Source organism: Hymenobacter sp. HDW8 (assembly GCF_011305775.1).
Classification (GTDB): domain Bacteria; phylum Bacteroidota; class Bacteroidia; order Cytophagales; family Hymenobacteraceae; genus Hymenobacter; species Hymenobacter radiodurans.
The window spans coordinates 3,038,046-3,051,224 of the sequence record NZ_CP049907.1; the positions used below are offsets into that span (position 1 = coordinate 3,038,046).

General features: G+C 54.7%; 10 protein-coding genes. 7 read left to right on the forward strand and 3 right to left on the reverse strand.

Annotated features, from left to right (window positions below):
• The first annotated feature begins 6 nt into the window (after positions 1 to 6).
• The 5 genes from G7064_RS23045 (at position 7) to G7064_RS12925 (ending at position 5,533) form a co-directional block, all read left to right on the forward strand.
• Complete coding sequence (locus tag G7064_RS23045) at positions 7 to 1,767, forward strand: glycosyl hydrolase 115 family protein (RefSeq protein WP_317172756.1); 1,761 nt, start codon at positions 7 to 9, stop codon at positions 1,765 to 1,767.
• Positions 1,768 to 1,790: 23 nt separating this feature from the next.
• Positions 1,791 to 2,975: a hypothetical protein gene (locus tag G7064_RS23050; protein WP_317172757.1), complete on the forward strand. Its 1,185-nt coding sequence runs from the start codon at positions 1,791 to 1,793 to the stop codon at positions 2,973 to 2,975.
• A gap of 276 nt (positions 2,976 to 3,251) precedes the next feature.
• Positions 3,252 to 3,530, forward strand: a complete 279-nt coding sequence (locus G7064_RS12915; protein ID WP_166073903.1) for a hypothetical protein — start codon at positions 3,252 to 3,254, stop codon at positions 3,528 to 3,530.
• A 197-nt stretch (positions 3,531 to 3,727) separates the two neighbouring features.
• Positions 3,728 to 4,030: a hypothetical protein gene (locus G7064_RS12920; RefSeq protein ID WP_166073904.1), complete on the forward strand. Its 303-nt coding sequence runs from the start codon at positions 3,728 to 3,730 to the stop codon at positions 4,028 to 4,030.
• Between the two features lie 123 nt (positions 4,031 to 4,153).
• Positions 4,154 to 5,533, forward strand: coding sequence for a sensor histidine kinase (locus G7064_RS12925; RefSeq protein WP_133274387.1), 1,380 nt, complete (start codon positions 4,154 to 4,156; stop codon positions 5,531 to 5,533).
• Positions 5,534 to 5,542: 9 nt separating this feature from the next.
• On the opposite strand, the gene G7064_RS12930 is transcribed toward G7064_RS12925, so the two are convergent.
• The 3 genes from G7064_RS12930 to G7064_RS12940 form a co-directional block, all read right to left on the reverse strand.
• Entirely contained in the window at positions 5,543 to 6,508 is a 966-nt protein-coding gene (locus tag G7064_RS12930) for an NAD(P)/FAD-dependent oxidoreductase (protein ID WP_166073905.1), read from the reverse strand.
• Between the two features lie 119 nt (positions 6,509 to 6,627).
• A complete protein-coding gene (locus G7064_RS22750) occupies positions 6,628 to 7,188 on the reverse strand; it encodes a 4-alpha-glucanotransferase (protein WP_166073906.1) in 561 nt (186 codons plus the stop codon).
• Positions 7,146 to 9,377 carry a 4-alpha-glucanotransferase gene (locus G7064_RS12940; RefSeq protein WP_166073907.1) on the reverse strand — a complete coding sequence of 744 codons (2,232 nt, stop codon included), beginning with the start codon at positions 9,375 to 9,377 and terminating at the stop codon, positions 7,146 to 7,148. Before G7064_RS12940 ends, G7064_RS22750 begins: the two co-directional genes overlap by 43 nt.
• 207 nt (positions 9,378 to 9,584) lie before the next feature.
• Between G7064_RS12940 and G7064_RS12945 the strand changes: the two genes are divergently transcribed.
• Both G7064_RS12945 and G7064_RS12950 read left to right on the forward strand, forming a co-directional pair.
• Entirely contained in the window at positions 9,585 to 11,201 is a 1,617-nt protein-coding gene (locus G7064_RS12945; RefSeq protein WP_166073908.1) for a DUF4394 domain-containing protein, read from the forward strand.
• A 235-nt stretch (positions 11,202 to 11,436) separates the two neighbouring features.
• Positions 11,437 to 13,101 carry a DUF4394 domain-containing protein gene (locus G7064_RS12950; protein ID WP_166073909.1) on the forward strand — a complete coding sequence of 555 codons (1,665 nt, stop codon included), beginning with the start codon at positions 11,437 to 11,439 and terminating at the stop codon, positions 13,099 to 13,101.
• Positions 13,102 to 13,179 lie beyond the last annotated feature (78 nt).

The following is a 13,179-nucleotide window of genomic DNA, read 5'->3' on the forward strand; positions in this document are numbered from 1 at the left end:
AAAGCTATGTTACTCAAACCCATCCAACTGTACTTTTATTGGCGCCGCAAGTGTCAGCTACCGATGCTGCTTATACTGCTAGCTACGCTGCCAACGCTAGCTGGCCCTACAGTACCAGGCGCTGAAGTCTACGTTTCGAGCCAAAAAGGAAAAGGCGGCTTTACACTGGCAGCTGGCGGCAAAACCGCGGCTCTATACGCCAGCAACTCCGACTGGCCAGGCGTGCTACGCGCCGCCAAGGACTTGCAGGCCGATATCAACCGCGTTACCAAGCTTACGCCCACCTTCGCAACTGATAAAGCGCCGGCCGGAAAAGAGGTAGTCTTGATCGGGACGCTTGGAAAAAGCCCCCTGATTGACGGATTGGTAAAAGCGAAAAAGCTTGATGTGTCGGGCGTGGCGGGCAAGTGGGAAACCTTCCTGCTGCAAGTGGTGGAACAGCCCATGCCTGGTGTAGACCGCGCCCTAGTTATTGCCGGCAGCGACAAGCGCGGCACCATCTTCGGAATTTATGATTTGTCAGCTCAAATTGGCGTGTCGCCGTGGTACTGGTGGGCCGATGTGCCCACGCCGCCGCAGCAGGCTTTGTATGTGGCGCCCGGTCGGCATACGCAGGGTGAGCCTAAGGTGAAATATCGCGGCATATTCCTTAATGACGAGGCGCCAGCCTTGAGCGGTTGGGCCAAGGAGAAATTTGGCGGTATCAACTCTAAAATGTACGTCCATGTATTCGAATTGATTCTGCGCCTAAAGGGCAATTACCTGTGGCCCGCTATGTGGGGCAATGCCTTCAACGACGACGACAAGCAGAGCCCCGTGCTGGCCGACGAGTACGGCATCGTAATGGGCACTTCACACCACGAGCCTATGGTCCGCTCACAGCAAGAATGGAAGCGCTTCGGCAGCGGCCCCTGGAACTACCAGACCAACGAAAAAACCTTGCAGGACTTCTGGCGGCAGGGTATCAGGAACATGGGTACCAAGGAAAGCATCGTAACCGTGGGCATGCGTGGCGACGGCGATGAGCCCATGAGCGAGGGCAGCAACATCACCCTGCTGGAAAAAATAGTAGCCGACCAGCGCAAAATCATTGCGGAGGAAACTGGTAAGCCCGCCGAGCAAACGCCCCAGATGTGGGCTCTTTACAAAGAGGTACAGGATTACTACGACAAAGGCATGCGCGTGCCCGACGACGTGACCCTATTGCTCTGCGACGACAACTGGGGCAATATCCGCAAGCTGCCCAAGCTAGGCGACAAGCCCCGCAAAGGTGGTTACGGCATCTACTACCACTATGATTATGTAGGTGGTCCGCGCAACTACAAGTGGCTCAACACGAACCCAATTCCGCGTATTTGGGAGCAGATGCACCTGGCGCACGAGTACGGCGCCAACCAAATCTGGATTGTAAATGTGGGCGACCTGAAGCCCATGGAATTTCCCATCAGCTTCTTTCTCGACTACGCTTGGAACCCTGATAAGATCGGTGCCAACCAAATTGACGACTATACCCGGCAGTGGGCCACTCAGCAGTTTGGTGCCAAACACGCCGCGGCCATTGCTGATATATTGGCTAAGTATGCCAAGTACAACTCGCGCCGCAAGCCGGAATTGTTGAATGAAAAAACGTATAGCCTGACCAACTACCGCGAGTTTGAAACCGTGGTGGGTGACTACAACAAGTTATTGGTGGAAGCAGAGCAACTAAACGAAAAAATGCCCCCGAGCACCGTGACGCTTATTTCCAGTTGGTGCTACACCCCGTAAAAGCCTGCGCTAACCTGAACGAAATGTATTACACCATCGCTCAGAACCAACTCTACGCCCAACAAGGCCGCGCCAGTACCAATGATCTGGCCGCCAAAGCCAAAAAGCTGTTTGAGCGCGATGCCGAGATTTCGCGCTATTACAACCAGACGATGGCTAAGGGCAAGTGGAACCACATGATGGACCAGACCCACATTGGCTATACGTATTGGCAGCAGCCCCCCACTGATAAAATGCCCGAAGTAAAACAGCTTACTCCTGCCGCCACCGCCGACATGGGCGTAGCTATCGAGGGCGCCGAAGCGGCTTGGCCCCAACAGTCGGGCGAGGCCGTGCTGCCGACCTTCAACTCCCACCAGCAGACCACGCGCTACATCGATGTGTTCAACCTTGGCACGGCTCCCTTTGAGTACACCGTTCAAACCGGTTCACCGTGGCTGCGTGTTACCAAGCCAGCTAAGCTCGATAAGGAGCAGCGCCTGCTGGTTAGTGTAGATTGGAGCAAAGCACCTGCTGGTACCACGCGCGTACCTATTACCATCAGCGGACCAAATAATAAGAAAGTCGTAGTGCAAGCCGTGGTGGGAAGTGCGGCGGGGGGCAAATCCAATCTGGCGAAAGGCTTTGTCGAAACCGATGGCTATGTATCGATAGAAGCCGAGCACTACAGCCAAGCCGTGAACGGCAGCAACGTGAAATGGCAGACCATTCCGGACCTGGGCCGCACTCTTTCTGGCGTAACGGTTTTCCCCAGAACTATTCCAAGCCAGACGCCCGCCGGCAACAGTCCGCACTTAGAATATAAAGTGCAGCTAAAGGGCAGCGGCCCAGTAACGGTGCAGGCATACATGGCCCCCACACTCGACTTCACCAATACCACCGGCTTGCGCTACGCTGTGTCATTTGATGACGAAGCACCGCAGATCGTCAACCTACATACTGGCCTAAACCCGGATAATGGCAACCGGCCTTGGGAGCAGGCAGTGGCAAATAATATCATCATTAAAACCTCCAGCCACACGCTAGCCAAGCCCGGCGAGCATGTGCTGAAATTCTGGCTCGTCGACCCTGGTGTGGTGCTGCAAAAGCTGGTAATAGACCGTGGCGGTGTGAAAACCAGCTACCTCGGACCACCCGAGAGCTTCTCCGGCGCTACGACCGCACCGAAAGCGACTGAGGCATCCAAGAGTAGCATAGGTAAGCGGTAATTCATTAGCGCCTACCTATGCTTAAAAGCTCTCCACTGGGGGCTTTTTTTGTGTCCTTACCCTTACTAAGGAGCTTTAGAACCGCACTGAGTAAAGTTGGAGAATTAACTGGTCAGCCAAGTCGGCTTTCAGACGCAAATAGTTGCTTTAACAACTTAAACTATACCGATTTACAGAAATTAGCTGTCCTTAGCCTGCAGTGCTTTCATAGTTTAAAAACAGGCGCAATTATTGGGAAAAAACGGGCGGATGCAAACTAGATTGCTCTTCCGTAATATGTCTTCTTCCCCAATTGTTCAAGCTACACGGCTCTGGCAGGATATGCTGGGCCAGGAACACGAAATGTTGCGCGCTTTTCTCTGGCAGCATGTGCAGGAAATGGAGCCCGATGAAGCAGGTCCCATTGAGTGGAAAAACCGTCAGCCCAAGACCCGCATCTACCTGCAAAGTGGCCAGGTTATATGCGTGCTGGGTACGTATGAGAAGTGGTATCGGCGCTGGCTGGCTTATACCAAATGGCACGCCGTCCCGCTGCAGCAGTATGGTTTGAATTAGCCTTTACCCGAGCGGACGGCAGAAGAGCAGCGTTTTTCACTATAATACTGGCTACCGCCTTACAGTCTGAGCGTTGGTAGGCTGCGTTTGCTGAGCTATTGCTTACGAAAGCAAACACAGTAGATTTGTTCATAATTCTATAGAGAGTTGCAAATAAATTCTATTCCTAATCAGTAGTATAGTGTTGCTCTTACTCAATGTCAGGTGTTAAATTATTCTTCTTATGTCTTGCGGGCCCACTTTCCATTCTTAGCAGCCACGCGCAAAACCCCGCTGGCGCAAAACCTGCTGAGACCTCACAGCAACTTTCAGTACGCATTGTACTTCCCACCTCCGTGGGCCTGATTGGAGATTATGCCAGCATCCTTTTGTCGAAAGAGGATGACAAGCTGAAAAAGCTTACCACCCGCCGCCGTCCACGCACCAGCAATCCGACCGTCGTCTTTGCCGTTCCGCTACCGAAGAACTGGCTAACTAAAAAGTTAATAAAAGATGATTAGTACTATTGCTCCCTAAGCTGATCTTTCCCGCACTGGCAGGCGCAAGATGGTAGCGGTAGTTTAGTAATTTGATGCTCCCCTTTCCGCCCGGTTTACCTCGCTGTCTCAGCACTGGCTTCGTCTATGAAATTTGATGGTCAAATAATAATTAGCATTCTGCTGGCCCAACTGGTGGTAGTGCGGATTTTGCGTAGGTTTTTCGACCTGCCCAACCGCCTGCCCTATTGGGATAAGCTGCTCGGCTGGATTTGGGTGCCGGGGGTGGGGCTAGGTATTCTTGACCTGCTAATTAACTTCCGCAACGATCAGCTGGACGAAGTGTATATGCTCTTCGTCTTCGTGGTTGTAGTGCTGGTAGCATTGTCATTGCGCGATTACCGACCGGCTCGTACCGTGCTGCTGGCCGTCGTGCCGTACACCGTGTACTCCGCCATGGAGCTGGTGCTGGCCCTATCGAATTGGAAGCTGGACGAGGACTACGAGAATGCCTTTGATGCTTCGCAGGGCTTCACGGTGATATGGATGATCACCTTTCTGCTGATTGCGCGCAACCAGAAAAAGCACCTAGAGAAAGAGCGCCTGTTGCGGGAGGAAGAAGAACAGGAAAAGCAGCGCATTGCATTGCAGAATGCCGAACTCGAGCGCCTCGTGGCCGAACGCACCGCCACGCTCACCAAGCAGACGGAGGAGTTGAGCCAGGCCTTAACTGAGCTCAAAACCATGCAAACCCAGCTTATTCAGGCCGAGAAAATGGCCTCTCTAGGCGAGTTGACTGCCGGTATTGCCCATGAAATTCAGAACCCGTTGAACTTCGTGACCAACTTTTCAGATGTAAGCGCCGAACTGATTATGGAACTGGAGGAGGAAAAGCGCAAGCCCACCCGCAACATCGATCTGGAAACCGAGCTGCTGGTTGATTTAAAGCAGAATCTGCAAAAAATTACACACCACGGCCAACGAGCAGCATCCATTGTGAAGGGAATGCTGGAGCACAGCCGCGCCAGCACAGGCGAGCTGCAACCGACCGATATAAACATGCTGGCCGACGAGTACCTGCGCCTGGCTTACCACGGCTTACGAGCCAAGGATAAAACTTTTAACGCCACCCTGTACACGAACCTGTATCCTGAGCTAGGACAGGTGAATGCTATTTCGCAGGATATAGGGCGGGTGATGCTAAACCTCTTTACCAACGCCTTCTACGCCGTCCAGAAAAAGAAAGAGTGCGTATCCGATGGCTACGTACCCACGGTAAGCGTAAGCACCCGCCGCACCGAGACCGGCGATGTAGAGGTACGCGTGCGCGACAATGGCATGGGCATGCCAAGCACCGTGAAGGATAAGATTTTTCAGCCCTTCTTTACGACCAAGCCCACGGGAGAAGGCACCGGTTTAGGCCTGTCGCTGAGCTACGATATCGTAACCAAAGGCCACAATGGGTCGCTTACCGTGGAAAGCCAGGAAGGTGAATACACGGAGTTTACGATCCGTATTCCGGGTTGATTAAGCGCCTCAAACGCACTCTTCCTTGGTAAGCTTTTCATTTATCATAATGGCCGCCAGTGAGCCTTCAGCCGCGGCCAGAATAGCCTGCTGCATACCGGCCGTCGTGTCGCCGGCGGCGTAGAGGCCCGGCACCGAGGTTTGCTGCTTTTTATCCGTCCAGACGGCGCCTTTGCTGTTGAGACGGCAGCCTAGCTGCTCGGCCAAATTGGTGCGTTGGTGCTGGTGCGGATGCACAAACAATGCCTCTCGTACCAGCTTATCACCATTTTTGAACAGCACATGTTGTAGGCCTTGCTTCTTGGTGCCATCCAGGCGTTCAATAGGCTCTTCCCTCACCTTAATGCCCTGTCGCTGAAGACGCTGGCGAGCCTTATCGGTCAGGCCGCCGGGCCCATCGGTGCATACCACCACCTCCTTCGACCACCGGCTGACGAGCAGTGCGAGTCCGGTAACGCCTTTTCCGCGCCCGTATACTGCCAGGGCTCGGTCGCGCACTTCCCAGCCGTGGCAGTAAGGGCAATGCAGCACGCCCCGACCCCAGAACTCGCGCATACCTTCCAGAGGAGGTAATTCATCTTCTACACCCGTTGCCAGCAGCACTTTACGCGCCGTGATGCTCCGGGTGCGGCTGGCCTCCGTATCGGCAATTATGGTAAAGCACTGGTCGCTCGCACTAATTTCGGTGGCACGCAGGGGACACACTTCGACACTGGGATAGGCGGCCAACTGCTCGAGCCCGAGACGCAGCAGCTCACTGGGCTGCACTCCATCGCGGGTGAAAAAACCCCACACGGCGGGCGAAGGATCGTTGCGCGGAGCGCCCCCATCGCACACCAGCACGCGGCGCAGACAGCGGCCCAGCACCAAGGCTGCGCTGAGTCCGGCGCTTCCGGCCCCAATTATAACCACATCGTAATCAGTAGCGGGGCGGAGACGGCGCGCGGCTTTGGGCAGAGGAACAGAAGCAGGCATAAGAAACGAACGTTGACACCCCTATACCAAAAAAGCCACCCAGCGGTTAGGCTGGGGGGCTTTTTTTAAGTAGAAAATTCATCAAAGCCTTTAGCCAAATGAAATGTAAGCGACTGAAATTAATACACTTCGGTTCGCTTACTGCCATCAACCAACTCGTGCACCTCTTGGGTGAAGCTCGCCTGTGAGGCTAGCTCTTCCAGATTCAGATGCAGGCGGTATTTCCAGAAATGCTGCGGATTGGACGGAACGTTAATTTGCTCATCGTGTGGATTTTCGCGGCGCAGATTGGTATCCATCGCCAGCAGATCCTGAATGGGGAAAATGGCCCACATGGCAGGTGAATGCAGGTGTTGCACAACTATCTCGCGTGCTACCCAAGGCTCGCAGTACTGGGGGGCAATTTCGCCGCGGTGGCCGAGCAGGTCTTCGAAGAAGCGTTGCGTAAGGTCACGATCCTCTTCCCACCAGCCGCGCAAGGTGCTCATATCGTGCGAGCCGGGGCTGACAACGGACAAGTACGGGGCATGAGCCGGGTTGCCAAACTCTACCTTGGAGTCGGAGGGCATGCGCTGGATGTTGAGGCCCAGCATACCCAGCTCACGCATAACGCCGGGTACGGAAGCCGGCACCATGCCTAAGTCTTCGCCGCAAATAAGCATATCGGTGGCGTAGCGCACGGGGGCAATTTTACCAGACCCTGGCGCCGCCAGAAATCCTCATGGCGCCGGAAGAAAAAGTCGTTGTAAATCTCGTTAATCAGATGCCGGTTATGATCGTCCAACTCCTTAAACGACGTGCTCAGGTACACTGTGATGCGCGGGTGGTAGAAGTCGGGCTCGTCGGCGGGCACAAACAGTACCTCGTTCACTAGCTTATACAACCCCGTACGCAACCAGCGCAGGTGCTCGGCGTTGTTTGGGTCTTCGGCAATGCGCTGGTCAAATAACGCTTCAATCTGTCGCTGGGTGCGCACGTAGTCTTTAAGGCGAATCGCGCCATAGCCGGCATCTTCCATAAACTCATCGAACACGGCCTGGGCCTGGGCATGGAAGATGTGCTGGAGCATGTGCCAGCGGATATATGGCTCGCACAAACGCCCATAATCAAACCAGCCCAGCCGCTGCTCAATCTCGTGCCGATGCATCGGCAAAGCGGGTGCGAAGTGCCCCAGCAAGCCCTCCACAGAGTGCCCCGGAATTTCCCAGATGCGGAAAAAGCCCAGAATATGGTCGATGCGCAGCACGTCGAAGTAGCGGGCCAAGTGGCTCAGGCGGTTGCGCCACCACTGATAGTTGTCCTCGGCCATGCGCTCCCAGTTGTAAGTCGGGAAGCGCCAGTTTTGACCCGTCACCGAGAAGTCGTCTGGCGGAGCGCCAGCCTGTCGGTCCATATGGTAGAGCTCGGGTTGGGTCCAGGCATCCACGGAGTGGCGATAAATGCCGATGGGCAAATCGCCCTTGAGCACCACACCGCGCTGGCGGGCATATTCTACGGCTTCGCGCAGCTGCTTATCAAGATGAAACTGCGTGAAAAAGTGCAAACCAAACTCATCGAAATCGGGCTGGTCGGGGGCCGTAAGTTGGTCGAGGTTTTGGGGCGTCTGAAACTCGGCGGGCCACTGCTGGAAGTCGGCTGTGCCAAACCGGTCGCGCAGGGCCGAGAAAGCAGCGTAGGGCACCAGCCATTCATTCTGCTCTGCCCAAAACGCTTTAAAAGCAGGATCGGCGAGAAAAGTGGCTTTTTCCTGCTGATATAAGCGCTTGATGAACTTCCACTTAGCCTCCATTACGGGCTCGTAGTCCACGAAGTCGCGGGCGTTCAATTCCTCGCGCAGGCGGGCCAGCTCCTTGCGGTCGGCAGGCTTGGCTAGCTCCGCAATACCTTCCAGATGCAGATACAGCGGATGCAGCGCAAACACCGAAATAGCCGCGTAGGGGTACGAATCGACCCAGGTGTGCGTAGCGGTGGTGTCGTTGATGGGCAGAATCTGCATCAGTTTCAGGCCCGCTTCCGCCGACCAGTCGGCCAGCATCTTCAGGTCCGAAAATTCGCCCACGCCTAATCCCTGCTTCGTGCGCAAGGAAAAAACCGGCAGCGCCACGCCGGCCCCGCGCCAATTGCCGGCCGGATAGCGAAACCCTTCATCAGACCGCACCCGCAACGTATTGGCCGGCGTGGGGGGCAAAATTACCCGGTCGTCGCCGGTTTCCAGATGAATGATCTGGCCGGTTTGAGCGTCGCGGATGGCATACTTATACTGGGTGTTCTGGCCGGGCTGCTCCAAGGCTACCTGTGCTGTCCAGATTGGATAGTCCCGATCAGATAGAATAACCGCCCGACTGGCATCCCAAGCCCCCAATGCTGCATCGGAGCCTAGAATACAGACCTGATGCTGCGGGGCTACCCGCGGCGCCACCAGCTGAAACCGGATGGCCCCCGCTGACCCTATCTCTGTAGTGGATGTGGTGCCCTGATTCGGGGCAGAAGCGTCGTGCGGCCCCCGCCGAAACAGCGCTTTGGTGAAGGCGGCCGTATGTAGCTCATTGTCGGGCTCGGCGGGAGCGCGCCAATAATCCTCCAGCACAAGGCGAGTAAAAAGCCCCCCAGTATCGCCGACTACCCGATTGGGTCCCCATTCCCACTGCTTACTACCGTCGCGCTCGTCGAGGAGCACATACTTGTATTCGATGGGGTGCGGGTGGTCGGAGGGAATGCTTATTTCCTGGGTCCACAGACCGGTGCGGGCTGCGTAGTGCAAAAAAAGCGCGTGGTCGAGGTTCCAATTGCCCAAGCTGGGCTCGGAGCCGCAGACCGCTATGCGCTGGCCGGGCTCGGTGTAATAGGGCAGAGAGAAGCGAATGATCATTCGGAAAAAATCAGGATGGGCGCGAAAGATAAGTTTTACTACGCTTTATGGCTGTGCTAGGTAGTAGCTACCTATTTGAGCAGACAAGGTTCGAAGGATTTTAGGCACGATACAAAAATTTGATAATCTGAATCTATATAGTTACATAGAGTATACAATAAAATAAATTCTATTATTTCTTAATTAAATAATAAAAATACACTCAAAATGATGAAGATTTCTACTCTCGCCAAGTGGGGCCTGGCCGTCTTGCTGTTGTCGTCGCTGAGTAGCTGCGAAGACGTGCTGGATAAATACTTTCCCAGGCCCACACCCAGTGTTCCCAGTTTTCCTAATCTGGGTTTAGATATTCCCTTCTACGCGCTGTCGGGAGGAACAAAGCTGGATGCGTATTCCACAAAAGATCCGGCTACTCCTACGGCTTCCGTGGCCATTGCCGGCTTGCAGAGCGGCGAAACACTACTGGCTATTGACTTCCGCCCCGCCACCGGGCAACTCTATGGGGTCAGCAGTGCCAGCCGCCTCTATGTGATCAACCAAAACACGGGCGCGGCCCGGGCCATCGGTACAGGAGCCTTTACGCCCGCTGTGGGGGGCAATTTAGTCGGCTTCGACTTCAATCCCACCGTCGACCGCATTCGTCTGGTGACTTCTACCGGTCAGAACCTGCGCCTCAACCCCGAGACCGGGACGGTGGCCACCACCGATGGGCCAATTAGCGGAGTGGCGGGCGCTAGTATCACGGCAGTGGCTTATACCAATAATGTAGCAGGAGCCTCAACGACAAGTTTATACGCCATCAACTCGCAAAGCCGGCAACTGTATCTGGTTAGCCAGCCCAATGAAGGCACCGTGGCCTCAATAGGAGGGCTGAATCTGAATATTACAGGCGATGGCGGCTTCGATATTGATGGGAAGTCGGGCACGGCTTTGGGCTTGTATTCGGTCAATGGCAATCCGACTCTGTTTGCCGTAGATCTCGCCACAGGTGCCGTCAAATCACTGGCGCAGTATACCGTAAGCACAGATTATTCAAGCATCGCCATCCCGACTTCCCCTGTGGCTTATGCCGTCACTATCAACAATGACTTGTTAATTGTTGACCCAACCAATCCGTCCTCTGCCATTTCTAAGCCCATCACAGGGCTGGCTCCAACCGAAGAGTTGGCTGGCCTGGATTTTCGACCCCTCAATGGGCAGCTGTACGCCCTAACCGTGCAGCAACCCCAGGGTGGCCCGCAGATGGGTAATGGCCGCTTGTACACTATCAACGCCGCTACTGCCGAGGCTACGCGAGTGGCCAGCTTATCTATTCCACTAACGTTTAGGGGTTCCTATGGCTTCGACTTTAACCCCGTCGTGGATCGTATTCGCATCGTAAGCCGCTCTGGCCTGAACATACGCGTCAATCCGGCCGATGGTACAGCAACCCAAGACACTGACCTGAATCCGGGTACGCCCGTGGTGGAAGCGGCGGCTTATGATAATAACTACGCAGGCGCTACCACTACCAATTTGTACGTAATCGATACTAGAGATTTCAGCCCCCGAGCGCCTTTTCTGTCCGCAAAGCTGTTTCTACAAAACGCGCCCAATGCAGGAACGTTGATAGAGGTTGGTAATCTGGAACTGAACGCCGGCCCCGGCAGCAACTTCGATATCGGGGGCACCACCAACACGGGCTATGCTGTTTTAAATACTACCGGTAGTACGGAGCTATATACGATCAATTTGGCCACGGGCAAAGCTACCAGCAAAGGCGTGTTTGGCAGAAGCTCAGGCGGCATTGGCACAAGCGGCTTTACAGTTGGCTTAGGATTCTAAGTTTGCAAGTCGATAGTTTAATGCGCCTACACTACATAAAAGCTCCCCAGATAACATCTGGGGGGCTTTTTATTTGCGTTTTACAGGATGCAGATAAAATTCTAAGCTCTGCGAAAGCAGTGTATTTGATAGGGTAAATTTTTATTGAAAAAGTAACATCTAATTACTGAAGAGCTACGTATGGCAAATAATCTAGTTCAATTATTTCTTCTTTACATCCTATAATCTGGCTTCTATGCTAAAACACTCTTCCCTCGCCACCTGGGGCGCGGCTGTCTTACTTATGACTTCGCTCAGTAGCTGCGAGGATATTTTGGAGCAGTACTTCCCCAAGCCCACTCCTCCGCCCGTTATTCCCACCTTCCCGCCCTTAGGCCAGGACATTGCGTTTTATGCCTTGTCTAATGGCATCCGACTGGATGCCTATTCTACGGCCAATGCCGCTACGCGTACCAGTTCGGTCGCCATAACAGGTTTAGGTAGTGGGGAGACGCTCTTAGCCATTGACTTTCGCCCCGCCACGGGGCAGCTCTACGGGGTCAGCAGCGCCAGTCGCCTGTACGTCATCAACCAGAACACGGGCGTGGCTCGGGCCATTGGGGCCGGACCGTTTACCCCCGCGCTGGGGGGCAATTTGGTGGGCTTTGACTTCAATCCTACTGTGGACCGCATTCGCCTCGTGACCTCGACCGGTCAGAACCTGCGCCTGAACCCCGAGACGGGGACGGCAGCCAACACCGATGGCGCCATCAATGGGGCAGCTGGCGCTACCATTACGGGGGTAGCCTACACCAACAACACAAATGGAGCTGCAACGACGGCCTTATACGCCATCAACACGCAGAACCAACAGCTCACCCTAATCAACCCACCCAACGATGGTACCCTCGTGTCCGTGGGTAACCTGAACCTCCCAGTGAGTGGCAATGGCGGCTTTGATATTGATGCCAAAACCGGTACCGCCTTAGGCCTCTACTCAGTCAACGGCCAGCCCACGCTCTTCACCGTAGACTTAGCCAACGGTACCGCCCGGCCACTAGCTCAGTATGCCACCAACGCTGGCTATACAGGTATCGCTATCCCCACCCAGCCAGTTGCCTATAGCGTTGCGGGGATCGATATTTTGAATTTGGTGATCTTTAATCCCACCACGCCTTCGAACGGCATTACGCCTGCTCCGCTCATAAACAAGCCTATTACAGGATTAGGCCCGGATGAGAGTGTGAAAGCACTGGATTTCCGCCCTGCTACTGGTCAGTTATATGCCCTCGTAGCCCCACCCTTACTTACCGGGCCAGCAGCCTTAGTTCCGGTTCAGGCCCGACTTTTCACCATCAATCCGGCCACCGGGGCGGCCACGCTCGTGGCCCCAGTGAGCCTTCCGGGATTCTATCGGAATGTGACAGATTTTGATTTTAACCCTGTCACTGACCGCATCCGTATTTTCACAGATGGATTTAACGGGACCATTACCACGACCCAGAACCTACGGGTGAACCCTGTGACCGGCGAGGCGGTGGAGGATACCCCCATTGCCGCTGGTAGCCCGATACCCTTTGCCCTGGCCTACAGCAATAACGCAGCGGGGGCGACGAGCACGAGCTTGTATGGTATCCACTGGGTATTGAGGGACCGTCAGGAATCCATCAGTACGGTCTATCAATTCACCTCGTCCGCTGAGAATGTCCCGGTCGTCGTGGGTAATACACAAGCTGAGCGAATCATCGGGGGCGGGATGGATATTGGCGGCATGAGTAACACAGCCTATGCCATGCTGAGCATCACCTTCCTGAATGGAAGGTCCCTGTATACCGTCGATTTACAAACCGGCCGAGCCACCTCAGTTGGCTATTATCCTGCGGGCGTAAGCAGTGTCTTTGCCCTCGGTCTGGGCTTTTAGGTTCACTGCCTTTGCACACATAAATTTTGCAGAGGGACCTAGCACAGCTGCTAGGTCCCTCTGCAAAATTTGTTTGTA

Coding starts and splice junctions, on each gene's coding strand:
- G7064_RS23045 (WP_317172756.1), top strand. CDS start 7: ATGTTACTCAAACCCATCCAACTGTACTTTTATTGGCGCCGCAAGTGT.
- G7064_RS23050 (WP_317172757.1), top strand. CDS start 1,791: ATGTATTACACCATCGCTCAGAACCAACTCTACGCCCAACAAGGCCGC.
- G7064_RS12915 (WP_166073903.1), top strand. CDS start 3,252: ATGTCTTCTTCCCCAATTGTTCAAGCTACACGGCTCTGGCAGGATATG.
- G7064_RS12920 (WP_166073904.1), top strand. CDS start 3,728: ATGTCAGGTGTTAAATTATTCTTCTTATGTCTTGCGGGCCCACTTTCC.
- G7064_RS12925 (WP_133274387.1), top strand. CDS start 4,154: ATGAAATTTGATGGTCAAATAATAATTAGCATTCTGCTGGCCCAACTG.
- G7064_RS12930 (WP_166073905.1), bottom strand. CDS start 6,508: ATGCCTGCTTCTGTTCCTCTGCCCAAAGCCGCGCGCCGTCTCCGCCCC.
- G7064_RS12940 (WP_166073907.1), bottom strand. CDS start 9,377: ATGATCATTCGCTTCTCTCTGCCCTATTACACCGAGCCCGGCCAGCGC.
- G7064_RS12945 (WP_166073908.1), top strand. CDS start 9,585: ATGATGAAGATTTCTACTCTCGCCAAGTGGGGCCTGGCCGTCTTGCTG.
- G7064_RS12950 (WP_166073909.1), top strand. CDS start 11,437: ATGCTAAAACACTCTTCCCTCGCCACCTGGGGCGCGGCTGTCTTACTT.